Raw genomic sequence first — 22,124 nt, forward strand, 5'->3', positions numbered from 1 at the left:
GGTGAACAGCACAACACCGAATGGCGAATCGGGTCGCCGGACGCCCGAAGAAGCGTCCGCTTCACGGCTTCGCCATGCCTCGTTCACCTCGCAGCAAGTTACGGGTAAAGCCGAATACCGGACCGCTCCCTAGCGTCTCTCACGTGCCAAAGCTCTCCGTCATCGTGCCGTTCTACAACGTGCGGCAATACGCACCCGACACCCTTCGGAGTCTGCGCGCGAACGCGCGGGACGACTTCGAATTCATTCTCGTCGACGACTGCTCGACCGACGGGACCGCGGACCTCCTCGCGCGCGCGGAGCACGACCTGCCCGGGGCGGTACTGGTCGCACACGAACGGAACGGCGGCCTGGCGACCGCCCGCAACACCGGCATCGACCGGGCGCGCGGCGAGTACCTCACCTTCCTGGACGGCGACGACTGGCTGGCGCCCGGCCACTACGACCGGCTGGTCGCCGCGATCGAGGGGCTGGGGTGCGACTTCGTGCGCACCGACCACGTCCAGTGCACGGCACGGGCCCGCACGGTGCACCGGGTGCCGCACGGCCGCCGCAACGTCGTCCTGCGGCCACGCGACGCGATACTGCCGGCCCACCGGTCCACCTCGGTCGACTACGCCTTCGCCTGGGCCGGGATCTACCACCGCCGGCTGGTCGAGCGGGGTCTGCTCCACTTCACCGACGGGCTGCGCACGGCCGAGGACCGGCCCTGGATCTGGAAGCTGCACCGGGAGGCGGAGTCCTTCGCGGTGACCGGACTGCTCGGGGTCTTCTACCGGCGCGGGGTGGCGTCCTCGCTCACCCAGATCGGGGACGTCCGCCAGCTCGACTTCATCCGCGCCTTCGACGAGGTCGTCGCGGGAGCGGCCGACGACCCCGACGCCGAGAACCTGCTCCCGAAGGCCGTACGTACCTACTGCGCGATCATTTCCCACCATCTCGGTTCCATCGAAAGGTTCGAGCCTGCCGTGGCCCGCAAACTGAAGGCGATGAGCGCCGCCGCACTGCGGCGGATGCCGCAGGACGCGCTCGACTCGGTGCTCGCCTCGATGGACACCGAGCGTGCCACCCTGCTGCGCCGGCTGCGCCGTCGTGCGGTTCCGGCCGGGGAGGTGGCCGCGTGAGCACGCAGATCTTCCTGGCATCGACCCTGTACGGCACCGCCACGCTCGCCGCGGCCCTGGACGCCGGCAGCTTCCCCCCGGCCGACCGGCGGATCCTGCTGGTCTCCAACAACGCGGCGACGCCCGAGACGACGCCCGCCCTGGACGCGATGCCCGGCTTCGAGCAACTGCGGTCGCGCTTCGACGACGTGGTGTCGTGGAACGAGACGATCTTCCCCTTCCATCCGGGTGGCTGGTCGCCGCGGGTGGACGACGCGCCCATATGGGAGAGGTATCTGCGGCTGGCCTGGGGGCTCGGCGACGACGACGTGGCGCTCGCCGTGGAGTCGATCCAGGTGCACCCGGCGCTGGGGGTGGCGCAGATCTTCACCGACGCTCCGCTCACCGTCTACGCGGACGGGCTGATGAGCTACGGCCCCACCCGCAACAAGCTCGACCCGTTGGTCGGTACGCGCGTGGAGCGGCTGCTCCACCTCGACCTGGTGCCGGGGCTGACGCCGCTGCTGCTCACCGAGTTCGGCGTCGCTCCCGAGGTCGTGCCGACCCAGGCGTTCACCAAGGTGCTGGCCGAACTGGCGGACACCGGCACCGGTCTGCCGGACCTCGAGGAACCGGCGCTGCTGCTCGGTCAGTACCTGTCGGCACTGGGCATCCTCTCCGCCGAGGAGGAGGAGGACCTGCATGTGCGCATGCTGACGGGCGCGGTCGGACTCGGCCACACCCGTGTGGTGTTCAAACCGCACCCCACGGCCCCGGCCCGCTTCACCCGCACCCTGGAGCAGGAGGCTCAGAGGCTCGGGGTCGACCTGACCGTGCTGGACACACCGGTCCTGGCGGAGGTGCTGTACCAGCGGATGCGTCCGGCACTGGTCGTGGGCTGCTTCTCCACGGCCCTGCTCACGGCGTCCGTCCTGTACCGGCTGCCGGTCGCCCGGGTCGGCACCGAGACTCTGCTGGACCGGCTGACGCCGTACGAGAACAGCAACCGCGTCCCCGTCACCGTCGTCGACGCGCTGCTGCCGGAGCCGGCCGACGCCGAGGCCGTCGCCGAGGGGCGGTGGGGACTGGACACCGACGCCCTGGCCGCGCTGGTGCGGGCCGTCGGGTTCGCGATGCAGCCCAAGATCCTGCCGGAGCTGCGGCCGGCGGCCGAGGAGTATCTGCGGAGCAGTCTGGACGAGAGCACCCGGCGCTACTTCAAGAAGCGGCGGCTCACGTCGCTGGGGCTGCCCGGCGGCCTTCCGGAGCGGCTGGCGTTCCTGCCCCGGAATTCCGCGGCACGCAAGGTCGTCAGACGGGCGCGGGCCATTCGACGGTCGATCAAACGGTGAGAGGGCCGCCGGTGTCGGGAACGTGAACGCGGAGTTCCCGCCGTCGGCTCTCTCCCACCGGACATCCGGAGTTCCGCGGAAGTTCTTCCAATGGCCCGCTCCGCCGCTCTTCTCCCGGTCGTGCCCGTGCTTAGCCTTTGCCTCATCCGCCCCACACGTGTTCTTCGTACTTACGTTCAACTCCGTGACGGACAGAGGCCCTTGACCTATGAACAGTCGTTCTCTCCTCCGCAGTTCGATCTCCCGGCGTCTGCTGCGTCCGGTCGCCGACCTGATCGACCAGCGCATCGAGCGGCAGCTCCGCTCGGCCACCACCCGTAACACCGTCACCCAGGGGGCGCAGGGCAGTCCGGAAGCCGAGCGGCTGGCCCGGGACGTCGAGCTGCTCAAGCACGGGCAGCTCACCTTCGAGCTGCTCTGCGGCCCGCGCGGCCGCGGCATCTCCCGCATGGTGGCCGAGGCTCCGCTGGAGCGTCTGTACGCCGAGGTCACCGAGTTGTCCGGCGACCGTGACGCGGCGGTGCGCAACGTCTCCGCCGCCTTCCGGCTGCTGGTCGCGCTGGAGTCGCTGGGTGTCGGCCGGATCGCGGGCGGCACCATGAACATCTGCGGCAAGCTCGGCGCGATCCCGCTGCTCGACCCGCCGAACGACGAGATCCTGGAGATCGGCACGCTGTACGGCATGTTCTCCGCCGGTCTGGTGCGGATGATGGAGCGCGACGGCCGCAGCCCGAACCTGACCATCGTCGACCCGTTCGCCGGCGTGCAGCTCCAGCCCGGCACCGACGAACGACCGGACCCCACCGGCACGCCGGTCGACGAACACGCCGTACGCACCAACCTGGGCCTCGCCGGCCCGGCGGGCGCGGCGGCGCGCATCCAGCAGGGGTTCTCCGAGGACCCCGAAACCCGGGCCGCCGTCTCGGACCGCCGTTACGGCGTGATCGTCGTGGACGGTGACCACTCGGCCAAGGGCGTCGCCCAGGACCTCGAATGGGCCGAGGAGATCGCCGCGCCGGGCGGGATCGTCGTCCTGGACGACTACGGCGACCCCAACTGGCCGGGCATCGGCGACGCCCTGGACGACCACCTGAAGGGCGAGACCCGCTTCACCTACCTGGGCAAGGCCGCGCGCTCGGCGTACCTGCGGGCGTCCTGAGCAACCGAACCGACCGGACAAGCGGTCAAAGGAGTAGTACGAGCGTGACCAAGACGGTCGTGACCACGTCGACCACCCGGCCGGTGACGGCCGTTCTCCCTCCGGCGCCCTCCGGCCCGGCACCGCAGCCGCGCAAGACCGCGCCAGGGCGATTGCGCGCCCTGGACGGGCTCCGGCTGGTGGCCGCGCTGATGGTGGCGGCGTACCACTACGGTGGCCGCGGCGGTGACGTGACCGCGGCCTGGGGGACGTCGCCCGAGTTCCAGTTCCCCACTCTCCACTCGCTGTTCGCGTACGGGTGCCTGGGCGTGCAGGTCTTCTTCGTGATCAGTGGTTTCGTCATCTGCATGAGCGGGTGGGGACGGTCGCTGCGTTCCTTCTTCGCCTCGCGTGCCTCCCGGCTGCTGCCCGCCTACTGGGTAGCGGTCGCCCTCGTGACGGCCGTGTTCGCCCTGCCGGCCGTCGCCTACGCGGCGGTTTCGCCGAGCGAGGGGCTGGTGAACCTGACACTGCTGCAACAGCCGCTCGGTGCCGACCGGGTCCTGGGCGTGGACTGGACACTGTGGGTGGAGATCCGCTTCTACGCCCTGTTCGCACTCTGCGTCGTCCTGCCGGGTGCCAGCCGGCAGCGGGTGATCCTCTTCTGCGCCTGCTGGACACTGGCGGCGGCGATCACGCAGGCAGCGGACGAACCGCTGCTCGACCTGGTCCTGATGCCCGAACACGCCCCGTTCTTCATCGGCGGAATCGGTCTGTACCTGGTGTACCGGAACCGTCGGGACGCGTACGCCTGGGGCATCGTCGCCGTGAGCTGGCTGACAGGCCAGCACGCCGCCGTCCAGAGTCTGTGGCATCCGCCTTCCCCGGACGCGTTCTCCAACCGCACGGCGTTCGGGATAGTCCTGGTCGTCACCCTCGGCTTCGCCCTGGTCGCCGTCATCGCCCTCGGCTGGCTCAACTGGGCCGACTGGCGCTGGCTGACGGTGGCGGGCGCGCTGACCTACCCGTTCTACCTCGTGCACGAGCACTTGGGCTGGGTCGTCATCGAGGTCCTGCACCAGGACCTGGGGATACCGTCGTACGCCACCTTCCTGCTGACCGTCGCGGCGATGCTCGTACTGGCCTGGCTACTGAACCGGTACGTGGAGAAGAAGTTCACCCCGCTCATGCGGACCGCGCTGTCCAGGTCCCGCTGACCCGGACTCCGGGGCCCGGGGCGGATCGCGCCCCGGGCCCCGGTCAGTGCGTGCCGTGTGGGCGGCGAGGTCAGCTCACGGGGAGCGGAGCCGGGCCGGCCGGGGCGACGCCCGTGACGCGGTAGTTGTCGGCGTGCTCCAGGGTGAAGCGCTCCCAGCCGGCGACGCTGGCGGAACGGGCCCGCAGCAGGTTGGCGTCGTCTCCGGTGGAGTTGGCCTCGGTGGCGACGTACTTGTCGTTCGCCGTCGACCGCAGCGCGTACTTCTGGCCGCCCTGCGGAACGAGCGTGAACCGCTCCCAGCCGCCGAGGGACTCGCTGCGGGCGCGCAGCATGCCCTCGTAGGCGCCGGTCTGGTTCAGTTCACTGGCGACGAAGAGGCCGTTGGCCGCGGAACGGAGCCCCACCGTGGTTCCGCCGTCCCGGGTGTGGAGCGAGAACTGCTCCCAGCCCGCCACCGTGTCGGCGCGTGCCTGCAGTTTGCCCTCGTGGGTGCCGGTGGCGCCGAGGGCGGTGCTCACGTACTTGCCGTTCGCCTCCGACTTCAGTGACCAGCGGGCGACCTGGACACCGATCCAGTCCGTGATGTCGTCGAGGCGGGTCTCGACGGCACCGCGACGGGTCTCCTCGGAGCCGAAGCACCCGCCCTGCCAGGAGCGGCTGCTGATCGCGACCAGCTCGTCGCCGGCGGCACCGGAACGGACCGCCGGGCCGCCCGCGTCGCCCTTGCAGACCGCGGCGCCGTCCTGTCCCTCGATGTCCAGCTCGGCTCCGCGGGTGCCGGTGACGGTGAAGGTCCCCACGTGCGACCGCAGGGGCGCCCACTCGTCCGCGGTGCGGCCGTAACCGGCGACGGTCAGCGCCTCGCCGCCGACGGGTGCCTCGGCGCTGAGGGCCACCGGGGTGACGCCGTACGCCGGCGCGGACAGCCGGGCCAGCACGAGGTCGCGGTCGGGGCGGGGGACGAGTTCCACGATGTCGCGGACCACGCCGGCCGTCGTGGTCAGGTCGGTGCGCCCCACGGTGACCTCGGCCGGCCGGGACGGCGGTCCCGCGGGGACCGTGGTCGGCTGTGCGGGGTCCTCGGCGAAGCAACTCGCCGCGGTGACGATCCAGCGGGCCTCGACGAGCGCGCCGGAACAGGCACGGCCCGTGTCACCTATCTCGATCCTCGCGACATAGGGCTTCTCCCCGTCGCCGACCGGTTCCCCCACGGTCGCCCGGGCGGGAGTCGCGGCCAGCGTTCCCGCCGCCACCAGTACCGCTGCGAGCCAGACGCCGGGTCTCGCACTCTTCATCATGTTTTTCATACTCCTGTCGTCATTCACGACACACCATCGTGAACACGTCATGTAATCGCCAGTTCTTTAAATCGGCCTGTACCGGAGGTGGCCACGAGAAGCGCGACACCGCGACCGGAAGGTATTCCTCCGGTCACATTGGGTCATTTGTGTGATGTTCCTTCGATGAGATCGCGCGTGCCGCTTACGTGGTGAGCGCCGAGAAGGCATCCTCGGGCCATGGCCACTGCGCAAGAGACGCACAAGTACCCCGGCGACCTGAACGACGTACCCGGCTGGTTCTGGCCGCTCGACCAGGTTCTGTTCTCCTGGTTCCTGGAGCGTCAGAAGCGGCAGGGCACCGAGGGCGACCTGCTCGAACTGGGCGCCTACATGGGCAAGAGCGCGATCCTGCTGGGGCACCACCTGCGGGAGGGCGAGACCCTCACGGTCTGCGACCTGTTCGGGACCGAGCCGCCGGACGCGGCCAACCGGGCGGAGGCGGCGCAGTCGTACTCCACGCTCACCCGGCAGGCCTTCGAGCGGAACTACCTCTCCTTCCACGACTCCCTGCCGACGATCGTCCAGGACGTCAGCTCCACGATCACCGACGAGGTCGCGCCCGGCACCTGCCGCTTCGCCCACATCGACGCCTCGCACCTGTACGAGCACGTGCACGGGGACATCGGCGCGGCCCGGGACCTGCTGCTGCCCGACGGCATCGTCGTCCTCGACGACTTCCGCAGCGAGCACACCCCGGGTGTCGCGGTCGCCGCCTGGGAGGCGGTGCTCAACCGTGGACTGCGGCCCGTCTGCCTGAGCAGCCAGAAGCTGTACGGCACCTGGGGCGATCCGGAGCCGCTCCAGGAGGAGCTGATGGCCGCCCTGCGCGACCGCGACGACGTCGCCGTGACCGTGGAGCAGGCCGCGGGGCACCGGCTGGTCCGGGCCCGCGCCAAGGTGAAGCGGATGCAGCCGCCGTCCCTGCCGGCCTCGCGGCACCCGGCGCCCGCGCCCGTGCCCACACCGGCGGCCCCGACGCCGGCGCCGCGAGCGCAGGCCCGGCCCGCGCAGACGCGTCCGCCCCGGCCGCGGACCCCGCGCGACCGCGCCCGCCGGCTCGCCCTGGACGTGCTGCCGCCGGTCGTGACGCGTGCGGTGCGCCGGTACCGGGCGGTTCAGCGGGCGAAGGCGGGCGGTACGGGTCAGTCGAGGCCGTAGGCCTCCCGGTCCCCGCGATCACCAAGGCCGGCTGCGCTCCGACGGCTGTTCTTGGTGACGTGGGCGTCGCGGAAGTCCTCGTCGACGACAGGGAAATCGGGGGTCGCGAAGTCGGCCGGCAACGTCGGGAGCGTCCGGTGACGGAGGTGACATCCCAGCTCAGAAGGCATCCGAAGGCACGTACGTCCCCCAAACCTCCCGCAACGCGTTGCACACCTCGCCCACCGTCGCCCGGGCCCGCAGCGCGTCCTTCATCGGGTAGAGGACGTTGTCCTCGCCCTCGGCCGCCTTCTTCAGGGCCGCCAGTGCCGTGTCCACCGTCTGCTGGTCGCGCTCCGCGCGGAGCCGTGCCAGGCGTTCGGCCTGCTGGGCCTCGATGGCCGGGTCGACGCGGAGCGGCTCGTACGGCTCCTCCTCGTCGAGCTGGAAGCGGTTGACGCCGACCACGACCCGCTGGCCGGAGTCGGTCTCCTGGGCGATGCGGTAGGCGGAGCGCTCGATCTCGCTCTTCTGGAAACCGTGCTCGATGGCGTTGACCGCGCCGCCCAGGTCCTCGACCTTGCCCATCAGCTCCAGCGCCGCCGCCTCGACGTCGTCGGTCATCTTCTCGACGACGTAGGAACCGGCGAAGGGGTCGACGGTCGCCGTCACGTCCGTCTCGTAGGCGAGGACCTGCTGCGTGCGCAGGGCGAGCCGGGCCGACTTGTCGGTGGGCAGCGCGATGGCCTCGTCGAAGGAGTTGGTGTGCAGGGACTGGGTGCCGCCCAGGACCGCGCCGAGGCCCTGCACGGCGACGCGGACCAGGTTCACCTCGGGCTGCTGGGCGGTCAGCTGCACGCCGGCCGTCTGGGTGTGGAAGCGCAGCATCAGCGACTTGGGGTTCTTCGCGCCGAACTCCTCCTTCATCACCCGCGCCCAGATCCGGCGGGCCGCCCGGAACTTGGCGACCTCCTCCAGGATCGTCGTACGGGACACGAAGAAGAAGGAGAGGCGGGGTGCGAAGTCGTCGACGTCCATGCCGGCCGCGACCGCCGTGCGCACGTACTCGATGCCGTCCGCGAGGGTGAACGCGATCTCCTGCGCGGGAGAGGCACCCGCCTCCGCCATGTGGTAACCCGAGATCGAGATGGTGTTCCACTTCGGGATCTCGGCCTTGCAGTACTTGAAGATGTCCGCGATCAGGCGCAGCGACGGCTTCGGCGGGAAGATGTACGTGCCCCGCGCGATGTACTCCTTCAGCACGTCGTTCTGGATCGTGCCGGTGAGCTGGTCGGCGCTGACGCCCTGCTCCTCGGCGACGAGTTGGTAGAGCAGGAGCAGGAGGGCGGCGGGGGCGTTGATCGTCATCGACGTGGAGACCTTGTCCAGCGGGATCCCGCCGAACAGCACCCTCATGTCGTCGATCGAGTCGATCGCCACGCCGACCTTGCCGACCTCGCCGCTCGCGATGGGCGCGTCGGAGTCGTGGCCCATCTGCGTCGGCAGGTCGAAGGCGACCGACAGACCCATCGTGCCGTTGGCGATCAGCTGCTTGTAGCGGGCGTTGGACTCCGTCGCGGTGCCGAAACCGGCGTACTGGCGCATCGTCCAGGGCCGGCCGGTGTACATCGACGGGTACACGCCCCGCGTGAACGGGTACTTCCCCGGCTCGCCCAGCTTCTCCGCCGCGTCCCAGCCCGAGAGGGCGTCGGGCCCGTAGACCGGTTCGATGGGCAGTCCGGACTCCGACTCGCGCGCCATGGTGTGTTGCCTCCCGCTGAGCACATGCTCGAACTGTTCGAACTACCCGTCAATTACTCGCCAGTACAGAACGACCCTGTCGACGGACTGTATCGGCGCACGCACCACCCGTGGAGGGGCGCACGCTGGGACCTTGCTCACAAGCTCGCTGCGGTCCCGGTCACAACGATGCCGCGCCGTTCGCGGCGCGTCATCCGCGGGGAACATCTCAGAGGACGCCCGTGCGGGGCGGTGAGACGGCGGGGGGTCGTGATGCGTATGACGGGCATGGGGAGCGTGGGCGGTACCGGGAGGGCGGTCGCGGTCGCGCTGGGGGTCGTGCTGGCGGTCGGCGGCTGCACCGTGCAGGGCACGGGGCCGGACGGCAAGGGGCGCGCGCCGGTGCGCATAGATGTCACCAGCGCCCCGCCGGCGGGGCAGGAGGGACAGGAGACGCCGCAGGGCGCGGAGGGGGCGGACGGGCCGAAGCGCACACCGGCCGGTGACCGGCCGTCGAGCGCGCCGCCCACCCGGACCGTGGCCCCGGTGCTGTGGCGGCCCGGCGACAGCGGCCGGGACGTGCGCGAACTCCAGGCCCGGCTGCGCCAGGTCGAGTGGCTGGTCGACGGCCCGACCGGGACGTACGACGACCTGACCGAGGAGGCGGTGAGCGGCTTCCAGGGCAAGCGCGGTCTGCCGAGGACCGGCAGGACGGACACCGTCACCTGGCAGCGGCTGCTGGACATGACGCGCGAGCCGGGCAAGTGGGACCTGTATCTGATGGGCGGGCAGCCGGCCGACCCGCCCGACCCGCGCTGCCTGAGCGGCCGGGTGCTGTGCGTGAGCAAGACGAGCCGGACGCTGCGCTGGATGGTCGACGGGCGGACCGTGTCGACGATGCCGGTTCGGTTCGGCTCGCAGTACACGCCGACCCGCGAGGGCGTGTTCCACGTCTACTGGAAGTCACGCCACCACGTCTCGACGCTCTACGACTCGCCCATGCCGTACGCGATGTTCTTCAGCGGCGGCCAGGCCGTGCACTACTCGTACGACTTCGCCGTCCGCGGCTACGCGGGCGCCTCGCACGGCTGCGTCAACGTGCGGGACGAGGCGGCCATCGCCGATCTGTACGCGCAGGTGCGCGACGGCGACAAGGTCGTCGTGTACCGGTGAGGCGCGAGGAGCGGAATGGGCGCGGGCGGGACCGGGGGAACGTGTCCCGCCCGCGCCGAGGTGCACGAGCCGTAGGTACGGGGGGAACCCCGGCTCGGTGCGAAAGCCGATGACCAGTCGGCTCACTCATTACTGCGCCCGGGCGCCCGAAAGTGTCACACCCTCGCTAGAAAAATCTGTCTGCCTAGGAAACGCGCAGGTCAGAAAGGGTGTCGCCGATGGCGGGCCGGTGGTGCGGCAGATGGGTGGGGCCCTGCCGGTGGAGGCGCGGGAGGGCCGGGAGGGCGTGCGGGCCGTGGTGCCCGACGGGCGGGGCTATGTGGCCGCCGTCGTCGTCATCGCCCTTGCCGTCCTTGTCGCCGCCGCCTTTTCCACCGCCCTTGCCGCCCGTGGAGCCTTTGCCGCCCTCGCCGCCGTGGTCGCCCTTGCCGCCCTTGTTCCCCCGGCCTTCGTTGTCGCCCTTGCCGCCCGCGTCCTTGTGCGGCTTCCGTTCCCGCGCCGCCTCGCCGTTGTCCCCGGCGTCCCGTCCGGTGTCGCGGTCCCGGGCGTCGGCGCCGGAACCGGAAAGGAGGTTCCGGCAGTACTTGCCGATCTTCGAGGTACTCCCGGCGGCCTCCTTCAGGGCGCGCCTGCGGGCGTCGTCGAGTTCGCGGCCGGCCCGCGCGTCGCGGCAGGCCGCGACGAGGGTCTGCCGTCCTCCCCCAGGGTGGTCGCCGGTCCCCCGGTCCCCGGAGTCGGTGCCGGTGCCGGTGCCGGTGTCGCGGTCCTCGTCCTCGCCGTCCGCCCGCTCGTCGCGGCCGGGTTCGCCGGTCGTGGAACCGCCGGGCACCGAACCGCCCCGTACACCGGCCGGCGGCGAGGGCGAGGTGAGCGGGCGGTCGGGGGACGCGGCTGCGGAGACGGTGGCGGCGGGGTCCGGTCCGGCGTCGCCGAACGGCTGCGGCAGGACTCCGGTTCCGGCCGCCACCGCGACCCCGCCGACCATGCCGACGGTCAGTGCGGCGACCAGCCCGAGGCGCAGCGGACGGAACCGCCCGGGGCGCCGGGTGCCATCGCCGCGCGGGCCGATGCGGATCAGCCCGGCGTCGGCGGGCGGAGCCGAGGCGCCGCGTCCGTGCCCGGCCGGCGCCCCCGCCGCCTCGTCGGCCCGCTCGGCGCGCACCTTGCGGAAGGCGGCCAGCGCGGCGGCCTCGCCGGGGAGTTCCTCGCTGGTCGGCACGGGTGGGGCGGCGAGCGCGCCCAAGGCCTCGGCGAGCCGTTCGGCCCGGTCGCGGGCCGCGGGGTCGACAGCCTCCAGTGACTCTCCGCGCAGCAAGATCTCCGCCGTTTCGCGGTCCAGCCACCTGTCCTGCTCGTCGGCCATCACATGTCCTTCTGCGTCCGCGCACGCGTATGCGTCACACTCGCGGACGTCACCGCACGACGGTGCGGTTCTCGCTGGGGCGGCAGTGCGCCGAGCCCGCCACCCGATTCCGGATCGCCGCCGAGGAGTTCGGCCAGCCGCTTCAGGCCGCGGTGCGCCGCCGTACGGACGGCACCGGGCCGCTTGCCCAGCGTCTCGGCGGCGCTCTTGGCGTCGAGGCCCACCACCACGCGCAGGACCACCGCCTCGGCCTGGTCCTGGGGCAGCCGGGCGATGAGGGAGAGGGTGCTGTCGGTGGCCAGGGCTTCCAGGGCCTCGCCCGCGGTGTCGGACTCGGCGGGCTTGCCGGTCAGTTCGGTCTCGTCGCCGCCGACCGCGGGCCGGCGACCGCGCATGCGGATGTGGTCCAGCGCCCGGTTGCGGGCGATACGGGCGGCCCAGCCGCGGAACCGGTCGGCGTCGCCGTCGAACCGCTCCAGGTCACGGGCGATCTGCAGCCAGGCCTCGGACGCCACGTCCTCCGCGTCCGGATCGCCCACCAGCGTCCGCACGTATCCCAGCAGTCGCGGATGCACGGCGCGGTACACGGTCCGGAACGCGGTCTCGTCCCCGTCCTGCGCCGCCCGCACCGCGGCGGTCAGCTCCGCGTCGTCCCCCAGCACCGAGAAGGCCTTTCTGCGCCTGAACCGGCGCCGCTCTCGCGGACGTGGTCCTCGCCGTCGTGGTTCCTCGATCGATGGTCGCGGTGGTCTCCCGCGACCCCCCGGCGCGAATGGCACGTTACGTCTTGAAACCACCGCTCGTCCATGTCCCCATCGCATTGCCGTACAAGATGCAACTAAGCCGTGACGCGGTGGGGTGTGACAGAAAACGCAGTCGCGGCGCTGTAGGGAGTACGGGCCGCCGCGCGGCCCGTGCCGCGCGGCGGCCGGGGCCTCTCCTGTGGGGGGTGGCGGCCCCGGTCGTCCCCGGCGCCCCGACCCGGCCGAGGGCTATCCGTCCGTCCCCGGAGCCGGACCGGCCCGCCCGGCGACGGAGCCGCCCGCCGTGCCGTCGCCTGCTCTCCGGCCGATCCCGCCGCCCTGGTCATTGCCGTCGGCCTGGCCGTTCCCGCGGGCCGCGCCCGCTCCGTTCGCAGGGACCCCTGTCGGTTCCGGGGTGACCGGGACGGCCGAGGGGACACGCCCGTCCACGGCGTTCCTCCGGGCGTCCGCGGCACCCACCTCGGCACAGTGGCCGGCGACTTCCTCCTCGCCACCCGCCGCCGCGACGAGCCTTTCCCAGACCGCGGCGTCCAGCGCCTTGCCGCGACCGTCCAGCCGCTGGAGGGCACGGCAGGCCGCCTCGCTCCCCGATGCGGAAGCCGGGGGGCCGGACCGGGCGGAGGCGTCCGGGGCGGTGCTCGGGGGACGCGGGGTGGGGACCGGCCGGACCTCGGGGCCGGTCACGGCGCCCGTGCCCTCGCCACCCCCGCCGTCCCCGGCCTCCGTGGTGGCGGACGGACGCGGGCGGTCCGGCCGGGCGACGTCGGCGGCGGAGCCGCCCGCACCGATCGCCGCGTAGGCCACGCCGCCCAGGGTGAGGCTCGCCAGCAGCACCGACAGGGCGGTCTTCAGCGGGCGTCCGGCCCGCCGCCGCTCGCGCGGGCGCCAGTCGTCCCGCCGGCGGGTGCGGGCCGCCCGGCCCGGTTCCGTTTCGCGGCTGGTGCGGAACGCGGCCACGGCCCGCCGTTCGCCCTCGTCGTCGATGTGGTCCCGCCGCAGGGCGGCGGCGAGCAGGGCCTCCGTCTGCGGGGTGCCGTGGTGGCCGGGGCGGTGGCCGGTGCCGCCGTCGCCGTGCTGCGCGCCCATGTCCGCCTCCGTTCCCGCTCGGTCCGGCGGGCCGGCGCCGCCCGTGCCCGTCATGTCGACTCCCCCAGCGTCCCGGGCACGTCATCCGTCACACCGTCGGCGCCCAGTTGCCGTGCCAGCCGCTTCAGGCCCCGGTACGTCGCCGTGCGCACCGCGCCCGGCCGCTTGCCGAGGACACGCGCGGCGGCGGGCCCGTCGAGGCCGACGACGACCCGCAGCAGCACGGCCTCGGCCTGGTCGCGGGGCAGTCCCGAGATCAGGGTGAGGGCGGCCTCCGTGGACAGCGTCTCCAGCGCCTGGTCGTGCGTCGAATGCGGGCCGGGCAGGTCCAGGACGCCCTGTTCCAGCGTGGCCGGCCGGGGCCGTACCTTCTGGCGGCGCAGGTGGTCCAGCGCCCGGTGCCGGGCGATCGTCGCCGTCCAGCCCCGGAAGCCGGCCCCGTCACCCCGGAAACGGCGCAGGTCGCGGGCTATCTCCAGCCACGCGTCCGACGCGACGTCCTCGGCGTCGTCCCCGACCAGCCCGCGCAGGTAGCCCAGCAGGCCCGGCTGCACGAGCCGGTAGGCGACCGCGAAGGCCGCCTCGTCACCGTCCTGGGCCCGCGCGACGGCCGCGCCCAGTTCCCCGTCGTACGTCTGTACGCGCCGGGGTTCCCCTCGCTGGCCCAAGAACCGTCCTAGTCCGTACCGAGTCCTCGCGTGCTCGGCTGAGCCCGCCCCCACGGTCATCAGCGTCGGCGCGCACGGAAGTGTCACAGCCGGCGGCTCAGCCGTCCGCCGCCGCGTCCCAGCACAGCAGCCGCAGCGAACCGTCGCCGGCGAAGCAGCGGCGGGCCTCGTCGATCGGGTCCCACAGGCGGCCGTCGGGGGTGCGGACCCAGTGGTCGCCGCCGGTCGCCCACCACTCGCCGCCCGCCTCACGCACGATCACCTCACCGGCGTAGGCGCCGAGTCCGCGCAGCACGGGCTCCACGGCGGCGTACGGCGTTCCCTCGCGCCGGATGCCGTCGATGACGCGGTCGACGCGCCACAGGCTCTGCGCGGAGTGGTCCAGGCGCAGCCGGGCGCCCTCGCGCAGGGCGGCCACCGCGTCGGCCGCCCACCGCACCGGCTTGGCGGCGGCCGGCGGCCGGGTCTCCTGCCGGGTCGTCGGTCCGCTGGTCACAGTCGTCACACGGGCTGTCGTCACATGGGCTAGAGCGCCGCCGGCCGGTGTTTCGTCACACGCGTACGCCGCCCGCCCCGCAACCGGCGCAGGACCACCCCGCCTCCCCCACGACCACCGCACCACCGTCGCGCGTCCCGCGCATGACGGTCACAGGCGGGCCCGCCCGCAGCACGCCGACCGCGCCGGCGGCGGGACCTGTGGTCAGCCCCGCCCGCGAGCCCGGCGGGAGACCACGGCCCGCAGTACCCGGCGGCCCTCCGTGGAGATCTCCAGGGCGCGGCGCAGCCCGGCCGGGCCGTGGCCGGTGAGGGCGTCCAGGACGGTGAGCTGGCGGCGCAGTTCGGCGGCGACGAGCGGGGACTGCGACTCCGCGCCGCCCGTGACGCGGACGTCGTCCCCGAGGGCGGCGTCCGTCGCGGGGTCGAGGAGCCGGTGGACGCGGAGCGAGGCGACGGAACAGGCGTCGGCCCACGTCCGCAGTCCGGCCCCGGAGCACTCGGCGGGCGCCGCGTCCAGCATCCGGCGGGCCAGCAGCACGCACTCGTCCTCGCCGCTCGCGCCGGGCCCGGCGAGCGCGTCGCGCACCCGCTCCAGTTCCCGCGCCCAGCCGGCCCCGGCGGGGACGTCGGCGGCGAGGGTGGCCCACAGGGGTCGCAGGACCTCGTCACCGCCGTCCAGCAGAGGCAGGCAGCGATCCAAACAAGCCAGTCCGCTCCCGGCGAGTCCGCGTGCGTCGGCCCGCGCGATCAGTTCCACCAGGCTCATCCGGTGCCTCCCTGTTTCTGCCGTTCCGCCCCGCTCACGACCACGGAGCCCGCACTTTCCCCTACTGCGTGCGACGGCCCGGGAGTGTCACAGCGGCACCACGCCCAGCCGGTCGAGGAACCGGAAGAAGAGGTTTTCGGCCACCGGGTCACCGGCGACGCCGTCAGCGGCTCCGCCCTCGGCACCGGCGGTGCCCGGGTCGGCCGCCAGCACGTCCGTCAGCTCCCCCGCGCTCGCGGCGCGCCCCGCCTCGGCCGCCCAGGCGACGGCGCGCTCGGCGGCGTCGCGGGGCTCGAGGAAGTAGTCCTCCAGGGTGAGCCCCTCCTTCTCCGCGCCGAGGTACCCGGCCATCGCGGACCGCGCCAGGCAGGTCGTCCACGCCCCGCTCTCGGGCGCCGCCGCCTCCACGACCACGCAGTCGCTGTCCATGACGTACCCGAACAGCGCGGGCGCGCCGGTCTGCCCGGCCAGGTCGTTCATGTTCCCGACGTCGCCGTCGCCGCCCGGGAACTCCCACACCTGCCAGCCGTCCGGCGCCGACCGGCGCAGCGTCATGTCCGCGGCGCCCGACAGCGCGTCCAGCTCCGTGAGCGGCCGCTCGGCCCGGCCCACGACGAAATAGCCCCAGTAGCCCATGTCCCGGCTCCCCCCGCGTGTCCGTTCGGCTCGCCAAAAGACCACCACAGCCGTACGGAAGTTCGCAGCCGTATCCGACAATCTCGTGCCGGGCGGTCAGTCGAGCCGGTTCGCCAGCGCCTTGAAGTCGGCCCAGGACAGCTCCGGCTTCTCCGGGTCCCACAGCTTCTGGACCGTCGCCGCCAGCGGCAGCCGGATGCCCTCGGCGACCTGCGCCTGCGTCTGGGCGTCCGGGATGTCGCCCCAGACCGCGAAGCTGCCGCCGAGTATCTGGTCGTCGTACTTGGCGTCGACCGCCTCCGTGCCCCGGATCACGCGCGGGGTCCACTGCTCGTAGATGCGCTCGCCGGTCGGGTAGACGAAGGTCAGCGGCTCGCCGAGGACGTAGTAGAGGAACTCGTCGTTGTAGTTGATGACCTTCCGGCCCGCGCTCAGGTACTCGGCGGGCTGCCGGGCGCCTATCTCCTTACCGGTCCAGTAGGCGACCTGGATCTCCTTCAGCGGCTCGACGGACGTGTCCTTGAAGAAGCCGTCGTTCCAGGCGCGCGGGGTGCGGTCGTGGGCCATGACCGTCTTGGCGCGGGCGTTGAGCCAGGCGGTGGTGAGGTCGGCGACGGTGCCGCCGGGGCCGTACGCCTCGCGGGCGGCGGCGGCCAGGTCCGGGTAGGACGCCTCGGGGTCGGGCACGACGAGCGCCTGGTACTCGTCGGCACCCAGGTGCCACTGCGAGCTGGGGAAGAGGTCGGCGTACTCGTTCAGCAGGTCGTCGACGATCTCGCCGGCCTCCGGCTTCGAGATGTCGATCGCGCCGCGCGTGGGCGTGCCCTGCGCGTTGCGCAGCTGGAGGCCGGGGTGGGCGGCGATCACGGCGCCGAGGTGTCCGGGCGAGTCGATCTCGGGGACGACGGTGATGTGGTGGGCGGCGGCGAGGTCGACGATCTCCTTGACCTGCGCCTTGGTCAGGTGGTCGTCGGAGACGATCTCGGGGTGCGAGTCGGACTCGATACGGAAGGCCTGGTCGTCGGAGAAGTGGAGGCCCAGCTCGTTGAACTTGAGGTCGCCGAGCTCGCGTATCCGGTCCTTGATCCAGTCGGCGTCGTAGTGCTTGCGGGCGATGTCGAGCATGAACCCGCGCCGCTCCTTGGCCGGCTCGTCCTTCACCTCGCCCTCCGGCGCGGTGCCGCCGCCGTCCACGGCCTGCTTCAGGGTCCGGGTGCCGTAGTAGACGCCCGCCTCGGCCGGCCCGGTGACGGTGACCCGGCCGTCGCGCACGGTCATGGTGTACGACTCCGGGTCGGCGCCCTTGTCCTGCTTGACGTCCAGCAGCAGGTCCCCGGCGCGTTCGTCGTCCTTCTCCCCCGCGTACGCCATGCCCAGCTCGCCGGCGATCAGCCGCCCCTCGTCGGCGAGGGAGGCGTCGGCGACGACCACGCGGTGGTCCTTCTCCGGCTGCCAGCCGGGGCCGCGGGCCGGGGTGTGCTCACGCACCGCCGGTATGGTGCGCGGCTCCTCGGAGAGCGGGTACGAGCGGCTGGGGCTGGGGGCCGCGGCCTCCTCCGAGGTGCGGGCGGCCGGCGCTCCCGGTCCGCCGTCCCCGTCGGTGGCCCAGAGGCCGACTCCCACGCCGAGGGCGGCGACCACCGTGCCGGCGATCACGGCCCGCTGCCTCACCTTGTGCGCCGGTATCCGGCGTCCGTGCTGGCTCACAGCGCCAACCTAGGGCCGCGAGCTCCACCATGCGTCCACCACATGTTCTGAAACTCTCCCGTTCAGGTGAAATTCGGGCATCGGTCGGACACGCCATGCCGTCACTCGATAACGTGACGCCACTTCCTTCGCACAATCCCCTGCCGACACACACGTGACGCCCACGAGGACCCACGCTGCCTGCGCACCGTCTCCCAGACTTCCCCGGCCGAGTGGCCATACCGGTACAAGCGCAAACCCGCGCCACACCGGTAACACCCTCTTCGCTGGAGCGCTTCAACACAGCGCCCTCCGACGAGGCCGCCCGGACCCTTCTGACCTGCCTGAACAGCCGCCACTGGGCCCACCGCCTCACCTCCCACCGCCCCTACCCCGACCTCCCGTCCCTCCTGGCGGCCGCGGACGAGGCGGCGTACGACCTCTCCCCCGACGACCTGACAGAGGCCCTGGCCGCGGAAACCCTCCCACCCCTCCCCCAGGACACCTACGCGGCAGCCCACACGGCCCTGAACGCGGCGTACGCCGCGTACGAGGCGCGTTTCGGGCATGTGTTCGTCATGTGCCTGGACGGCATGGACGCGGACGAGGCCCTGGACCACGTACTGGCAGGCATCCGGTCACGATTGGCAAACGATCCGGACGAAGAGCGCCTCGTCGCCTCCGAGGAACTGCGCCGCTTGGCAAGGGGCCGACTGGTCCAACTTTCAGGGGCGCGGGACCGTGACATCAGCGGCTCCGCCGCGCGGGCGCGACCAGCCACCGACGATCCGCACCCGGCAAACCACCCAAACCCCCCACCCCGGTAGCCGCCCCGCACTCACCCCACTGCTCCTTTGAGTGCAACTTTGATCACACAAGCAGGCCCCCCGTAAGCGCCGCAGGCAACCGTCGCTACGATGCTGGGGGCCGGTGGACCGTACCCGGCCGGGCCCGACCGACAAGGAAAGCCGGCGCGGCCCCAATCCCCGCTCCCGGAGGAAACTTCCGTGCCGGCTGGAACGCTGTACCGCGGCCGGGAAGGAATGTGGTCCTGGGTGGCTCACCGAGTCACCGGCGTCCTCATTTTCTTCTTCCTGTTCGTCCACGTGCTGGACACCGCTCTCGTCCGTGTGTCCCCTGAGGCCTACGACACCGTCGTGGCCACGTACAAGACGCCGATCGTCGCGCTTCTGGAGTACGGCCTGGTGGCCGCCATCCTGTTCCACGCGCTCAACGGCCTGCGTGTCATCGCCGTCGACTTCTGGGTCAAGGGCGCCCGCTACCAGAAGCAGATGCTCTGGACCGTCGTCGGTCTGTGGGTCGTGCTGATGCTCGGGGCGATCTACCCCGTCCTCGGCCACGCCGCTCGTGAACTGTTCGGGAGCTGACGCGCATGTCGACCACTGAAACCACCGCCTCCGGCATCGGCCCCGTCGAGGGCGCCGGCGCCTCCGTCTACGACGTGGACAATCCCGCGCCGCTGATCGAGCCGCCCCGCAAGCGGACCAAGAAGTCCCCGAAGTCCACGCGCGGCAACTTCGAGATGGCCGCCTGGCTCTTCATGCGCCTGTCCGGCGTCGTGCTGGTCGTCCTGGTCATCGGCCACCTGCTCATCCAGCTGGTGCTGGACGGCGGCGTGTCCAAGATCGGCTTCGCCTTCGTGGCCGGCCGCTGGGCCTCGCCGTTCTGGCAGGTCTGGGACCTGCTGATGCTGTGGCTGGCGATGCTGCACGGCGCGAACGGCCTGCGCACGGTCATCAACGACTACGCGGAGCGCCCGAACACCCGCCTGTGGCTCAAGGGCCTGCTCTACACCGCCACGGTGTTCACCATCCTGCTGGGCACGCTGGTGATCTTCACCTTCGACCCGAACATCCGCTAGGCACGGGGCTGCGAAAATCATGAAGGTACACAAGTACGACACCGTCATCGTCGGCGCCGGTGGCGCCGGCATGCGCGCGGCCATCGAGTCGACGAAGCGCAGCCGCACCGCCGTCCTGACGAAGCTCTACCCCACCCGGTCCCACACGGGCGCCGCGCAGGGCGGCATGGCCGCCGCGCTGGCCAACGTGGAGGAGGACAACTGGGAGTGGCACACCTTCGACACGGTCAAGGGCGGTGACTACCTGGTCGACCAGGACGCCGCCGAGATCCTGGCGAAGGAGGCCATCGACTCGGTCCTCGACCTGGAGAAGATGGGCCTGCCGTTCAACCGGACGCCGAACGGGACGATCGACCAGCGCCGTTTCGGCGGTCACTCCCGCAACCACGGCGAGGCGCCGGTCCGCCGCTCCTGCTACGCGGCCGACCGCACCGGTCACATGATCCTCCAGACGCTGTACCAGAACTGTGTCAAGGAGGGCGTGGAGTTCTTCAACGAGTTCTACGTCCTGGACCAGCTGATCACCGAGGTCGACGGCGTCAAGAAGTCCGCCGGCGTGGTGGCCTACGAGCTGGCGACCGGCGAGATCCACGTCTTCCAGGCGAAGTCCGTGATCTACGCGTCCGGCGGCACCGGCAAGTTCTTCAAGGTGACGTCCAACGCGCACACGCTGACCGGCGACGGCCAGGCGGCCGTGTACCGGCGCGGGCTGCCGCTGGAGGACATGGAGTTCTTCCAGTTCCACCCGACCGGCATCTGGCGCATGGGCATCCTGCTGACGGAGGGCGCCCGCGGTGAGGGCGGCATCCTCCGCAACAAGGACGGCGAGCGCTTCATGGAGAAGTACGCGCCGGTCATGAAGGACCTCGCGTCCCGTGACGTCGTCTCCCGGTCCATCTACACCGAGATCCGCGAGGGCCGCGGCTGCGGTCCCGAGGGCGACCACGTCTACCTGGACCTCACCCACCTGCCGCCAGAGCAGCTGGACGCCAAGCTGCCCGACATCACGGAGTTCGCGCGGACCTACCTCGGCATCGAGCCCTACACGGACCCGATTCCGATCCAGCCGACGGCGCACTACGCGATGGGCGGCATCCCGACCAACGTCGAGGGTGAGGTCCTGGCGGACAACACCACCGTCGTGCCGGGCCTGTACGCGGCCGGCGAGGTCGCCTGCGTGTCGGTGCACGGCGCCAACCGCCTGGGCACCAACTCGCTGCTGGACATCAACGTCTTCGGCAAGCGGGCCGGCATCGCGGCCGCGGAGTACGCGCAGAAGGCGGACTTCGTCGAGCTGCCCGAGGACCCGGAGTCCCTGGTCGTCGAGCAGATCGAGCGGCTGCGCTCCTCCACCGGCACCGAGCGGGTGGCGACGCTCCGTCGCGAGCTGCAGGAGACCATGGACGCCAACGTCATGGTGTTCCGCACCGAGCAGACGATCAAGACGGCCGTGGAGAAGATCGGCGAGCTGCGCGCCCGCTACAAGAACGTGGCGATCCAGGACAAGGGCCGGCGCTTCAACACCGACCTGCTGGAGGCCGTCGAGCTGGGCAACCTGCTCGACCTGGCCGAGGTCATGGCGGTGTCCGCGCTCGCCCGCAAGGAGTCGCGCGGCGGTCACTACCGCGAGGACTTCCCCAACCGCGACGACGTCAACTTCATGCGCCACACCATGGCGTACCGCGAGGTGGGCGACGACGGCGCCGAGTCCATCCGGCTCGACTACAAGCCGGTCGTCCAGACCCGCTACCAGCCGATGGAGCGTAAGTACTGATGGCTACCCCTGTCATGGAGAAGAACGACTCGGCCCCCGAGCCCGGGTTCGCCGACTCCCCGTACATCACGGTCACCTTCCGCGTCCGCCGGTTCAACCCGGAGGTCTCGGCGGAGGCGACCTGGGAAGACTTCCAGCTGGAGATCGACCCGAAGGAGCGTGTCCTCGACGCGCTGCACAAGATCAAGTGGGACCTGGACGGAAGCCTGACCTTCCGCCGTTCCTGCGCGCACGGCATCTGCGGGTCGGACGCCATGCGGATCAACGGCAAGAACCGCCTCGCCTGCAAGACGCTGATCAAGGACGTCAGCCCCGAGAAGCCGATCACGGTCGAGGCCATCAAGGGCCTGACGGTCCTCAAGGACCTGGTCGTCGACATGGAGCCGTTCTTCCAGGCGTACCGGGACGTGATGCCCTTCCTGATCACGAAGGACACCAACGAGCCGACGCGCGAGCGCCTGCAGTCCGCCGAGGACCGCGAGCGCTTCGACGACACGACCAAGTGCATCCTGTGCGCCGCGTGCACGTCCTCGTGCCCGGTGTTCTGGAACGACGGGCAGTACTTCGGCCCGGCCGCGATCGTGAACGCCCACCGCTTCATCTTCGACTCGCGTGACGAGGCCGGCGAGCAGCGGCTGGAGATCCTCAACGACCGCGACGGCGTCTGGCGCTGCCGCACGACCTTCAACTGCACGGACGCCTGCCCGCGCGGTATCGAGGTCACCAAGGCGATCGCGGAGGTGAAGCGGGCGCTGATCACGCGCCGCTTCTGACCCGCACGCGCCGAGCACACGGCCGA

Annotated in this window: 21 protein-coding genes; 11 read left to right on the forward strand and 10 right to left on the reverse strand. The window is 71.7% G+C overall.

Features of this window, described 5'->3' with window-relative positions:
• Window positions 1-143: 143 nt before the first annotated feature.
• From AMK11_RS08540 to AMK11_RS08555, 4 genes are all read left to right on the forward strand, one after another.
• Complete coding sequence (locus AMK11_RS08540; protein ID WP_073724804.1) at window positions 144-1,124, forward strand: glycosyltransferase family 2 protein; 981 nt, start codon at window positions 144-146, stop codon at window positions 1,122-1,124.
• Complete coding sequence (locus AMK11_RS08545) at window positions 1,121-2,455, forward strand: polysialyltransferase family glycosyltransferase (protein WP_073724805.1); 1,335 nt, start codon at window positions 1,121-1,123, stop codon at window positions 2,453-2,455. Before AMK11_RS08540 ends, AMK11_RS08545 begins: the two co-directional genes overlap by 4 nt.
• Before the next feature lie 208 nt (window positions 2,456-2,663).
• The gene (locus AMK11_RS08550; protein ID WP_073724806.1) at window positions 2,664-3,614 is read left to right on the forward strand and encodes a class I SAM-dependent methyltransferase; all 951 of its coding nucleotides are present in this window, start codon (window positions 2,664-2,666) and stop codon (window positions 3,612-3,614) included.
• A gap of 44 nt (window positions 3,615-3,658) precedes the next feature.
• Window positions 3,659-4,810: an acyltransferase family protein gene (locus AMK11_RS08555; RefSeq protein ID WP_073724807.1), complete on the forward strand. Its 1,152-nt coding sequence runs from the start codon at window positions 3,659-3,661 to the stop codon at window positions 4,808-4,810.
• Between the two features lie 70 nt (window positions 4,811-4,880).
• Here the strand turns inward: AMK11_RS08555 and AMK11_RS08560 are convergent, their stop codons facing one another.
• Window positions 4,881-6,110, reverse strand: coding sequence for a trypsin-like serine protease (locus tag AMK11_RS08560; RefSeq protein ID WP_073724808.1), 1,230 nt, complete (start codon window positions 6,108-6,110; stop codon window positions 4,881-4,883).
• Window positions 6,111-6,329: 219 nt separating this feature from the next.
• Here AMK11_RS08560 and AMK11_RS08565 point away from each other — a divergent pair, with 219 nt between their 5' ends.
• Window positions 6,330-7,310, forward strand: a complete 981-nt coding sequence (locus AMK11_RS08565; RefSeq protein ID WP_073724809.1) for a class I SAM-dependent methyltransferase — start codon at window positions 6,330-6,332, stop codon at window positions 7,308-7,310.
• Window positions 7,311-7,469: 159 nt separating this feature from the next.
• Here AMK11_RS08565 and AMK11_RS08575 read toward each other — a convergent pair whose 3' ends face one another.
• The gene (locus AMK11_RS08575) at window positions 7,470-9,050 is read right to left on the reverse strand and encodes an acyl-CoA mutase large subunit family protein (protein ID WP_073724811.1); all 1,581 of its coding nucleotides are present in this window, start codon (window positions 9,048-9,050) and stop codon (window positions 7,470-7,472) included.
• Between the two features lie 252 nt (window positions 9,051-9,302).
• Here AMK11_RS08575 and AMK11_RS08580 point away from each other — a divergent pair, with 252 nt between their 5' ends.
• Window positions 9,303-10,202, forward strand: coding sequence for a L,D-transpeptidase family protein (locus AMK11_RS08580; RefSeq protein WP_073725689.1), 900 nt, complete (start codon window positions 9,303-9,305; stop codon window positions 10,200-10,202).
• 184 nt (window positions 10,203-10,386) lie between these two features.
• On the opposite strand, the gene AMK11_RS08585 is transcribed toward AMK11_RS08580, so the two are convergent.
• From AMK11_RS08585 to AMK11_RS08620, 8 genes are all read right to left on the reverse strand, one after another.
• Window positions 10,387-11,565, reverse strand: coding sequence for a hypothetical protein (locus tag AMK11_RS08585; RefSeq protein ID WP_073724813.1), 1,179 nt, complete (start codon window positions 11,563-11,565; stop codon window positions 10,387-10,389).
• The gene (locus tag AMK11_RS08590) at window positions 11,565-12,227 is read right to left on the reverse strand and encodes an RNA polymerase sigma factor (protein WP_073724815.1); all 663 of its coding nucleotides are present in this window, start codon (window positions 12,225-12,227) and stop codon (window positions 11,565-11,567) included. Before AMK11_RS08590 ends, AMK11_RS08585 begins: the two co-directional genes overlap by 1 nt.
• Before the next feature lie 330 nt (window positions 12,228-12,557).
• Window positions 12,558-13,469, reverse strand: coding sequence for a hypothetical protein (locus tag AMK11_RS08595; protein ID WP_079187315.1), 912 nt, complete (start codon window positions 13,467-13,469; stop codon window positions 12,558-12,560).
• The gene (locus AMK11_RS08600) at window positions 13,466-14,083 is read right to left on the reverse strand and encodes an RNA polymerase sigma factor (protein WP_073724817.1); all 618 of its coding nucleotides are present in this window, start codon (window positions 14,081-14,083) and stop codon (window positions 13,466-13,468) included. The genes AMK11_RS08595 and AMK11_RS08600 overlap by 4 nt, the downstream gene beginning before the upstream one ends.
• A gap of 97 nt (window positions 14,084-14,180) precedes the next feature.
• Entirely contained in the window at window positions 14,181-14,588 is a 408-nt protein-coding gene (locus tag AMK11_RS08605) for a hypothetical protein (RefSeq protein WP_198941319.1), read from the reverse strand.
• Between the two features lie 195 nt (window positions 14,589-14,783).
• Entirely contained in the window at window positions 14,784-15,347 is a 564-nt protein-coding gene (locus tag AMK11_RS08610; RefSeq protein WP_073724821.1) for a hypothetical protein, read from the reverse strand.
• Between the two features lie 87 nt (window positions 15,348-15,434).
• On the reverse strand, window positions 15,435-15,983 hold the full coding sequence (locus tag AMK11_RS08615) for a hypothetical protein (RefSeq protein WP_073724823.1): 549 nt from the start codon (window positions 15,981-15,983) through the stop codon (window positions 15,435-15,437).
• Window positions 15,984-16,079: 96 nt separating this feature from the next.
• The gene (locus AMK11_RS08620) at window positions 16,080-17,690 is read right to left on the reverse strand and encodes a beta-N-acetylhexosaminidase (protein ID WP_383585221.1); all 1,611 of its coding nucleotides are present in this window, start codon (window positions 17,688-17,690) and stop codon (window positions 16,080-16,082) included.
• 218 nt (window positions 17,691-17,908) lie between these two features.
• Between AMK11_RS08620 and AMK11_RS08625 the strand changes: the two genes are divergently transcribed.
• The 5 genes from AMK11_RS08625 (at window position 17,909) to AMK11_RS08645 (ending at window position 22,098) form a co-directional block, all read left to right on the forward strand.
• The gene (locus AMK11_RS08625; protein WP_073725692.1) at window positions 17,909-18,496 is read left to right on the forward strand and encodes a 2-oxo-4-hydroxy-4-carboxy-5-ureidoimidazoline decarboxylase; all 588 of its coding nucleotides are present in this window, start codon (window positions 17,909-17,911) and stop codon (window positions 18,494-18,496) included.
• A 180-nt stretch (window positions 18,497-18,676) separates the two neighbouring features.
• Window positions 18,677-19,057 carry a succinate dehydrogenase, cytochrome b556 subunit gene (gene sdhC / locus AMK11_RS08630; RefSeq protein ID WP_073724827.1) on the forward strand — a complete coding sequence of 127 codons (381 nt, stop codon included), beginning with the start codon at window positions 18,677-18,679 and terminating at the stop codon, window positions 19,055-19,057.
• A 5-nt stretch (window positions 19,058-19,062) separates the two neighbouring features.
• Entirely contained in the window at window positions 19,063-19,551 is a 489-nt protein-coding gene (locus AMK11_RS08635; RefSeq protein WP_073724829.1) for a succinate dehydrogenase hydrophobic membrane anchor subunit, read from the forward strand.
• A gap of 19 nt (window positions 19,552-19,570) precedes the next feature.
• Window positions 19,571-21,325, forward strand: coding sequence for a succinate dehydrogenase flavoprotein subunit (gene sdhA, locus AMK11_RS08640; RefSeq protein WP_073724831.1), 1,755 nt, complete (start codon window positions 19,571-19,573; stop codon window positions 21,323-21,325).
• Window positions 21,325-22,098, forward strand: coding sequence for a succinate dehydrogenase iron-sulfur subunit (locus AMK11_RS08645; RefSeq protein ID WP_073724833.1), 774 nt, complete (start codon window positions 21,325-21,327; stop codon window positions 22,096-22,098). The genes sdhA and AMK11_RS08645 overlap by 1 nt, the downstream gene beginning before the upstream one ends.
• Window positions 22,099-22,124: the final 26 nt, after the last annotated feature.

Source organism: Streptomyces sp. CB02414 (assembly GCF_001905385.1).
In the GTDB taxonomy this organism is placed as follows: Bacteria; Actinomycetota; Actinomycetes; order Streptomycetales; family Streptomycetaceae; genus Streptomyces.

What these genes read in the sequence shown, in the direction of transcription:
- AMK11_RS08610 (WP_073724821.1), bottom strand. Translation starts at nt 15,347, where the DNA reads ATGAGCCTGGTGGAACTGATCGCGCGGGCCGACGCACGCGGACTCGCC.
- sdhA (WP_073724831.1), top strand. Translation starts at nt 19,571, where the DNA reads ATGAAGGTACACAAGTACGACACCGTCATCGTCGGCGCCGGTGGCGCC.
- AMK11_RS08560 (WP_073724808.1), bottom strand. Translation starts at nt 6,110, where the DNA reads ATGATGAAGAGTGCGAGACCCGGCGTCTGGCTCGCAGCGGTACTGGTG.
- AMK11_RS08635 (WP_073724829.1), top strand. Translation starts at nt 19,063, where the DNA reads ATGTCGACCACTGAAACCACCGCCTCCGGCATCGGCCCCGTCGAGGGC.
- AMK11_RS08585 (WP_073724813.1), bottom strand. Translation starts at nt 11,565, where the DNA reads ATGGCCGACGAGCAGGACAGGTGGCTGGACCGCGAAACGGCGGAGATC.
- AMK11_RS08550 (WP_073724806.1), top strand. Translation starts at nt 2,664, where the DNA reads ATGAACAGTCGTTCTCTCCTCCGCAGTTCGATCTCCCGGCGTCTGCTG.
- AMK11_RS08645 (WP_073724833.1), top strand. Translation starts at nt 21,325, where the DNA reads ATGGCTACCCCTGTCATGGAGAAGAACGACTCGGCCCCCGAGCCCGGG.
- AMK11_RS08575 (WP_073724811.1), bottom strand. Translation starts at nt 9,050, where the DNA reads ATGGCGCGCGAGTCGGAGTCCGGACTGCCCATCGAACCGGTCTACGGG.
- AMK11_RS08595 (WP_079187315.1), bottom strand. Translation starts at nt 13,469, where the DNA reads ATGACGGGCACGGGCGGCGCCGGCCCGCCGGACCGAGCGGGAACGGAG.
- AMK11_RS08615 (WP_073724823.1), bottom strand. Translation starts at nt 15,983, where the DNA reads ATGGGCTACTGGGGCTATTTCGTCGTGGGCCGGGCCGAGCGGCCGCTC.
- AMK11_RS08565 (WP_073724809.1), top strand. Translation starts at nt 6,330, where the DNA reads ATGGCCACTGCGCAAGAGACGCACAAGTACCCCGGCGACCTGAACGAC.
- AMK11_RS08580 (WP_073725689.1), top strand. Translation starts at nt 9,303, where the DNA reads ATGCGTATGACGGGCATGGGGAGCGTGGGCGGTACCGGGAGGGCGGTC.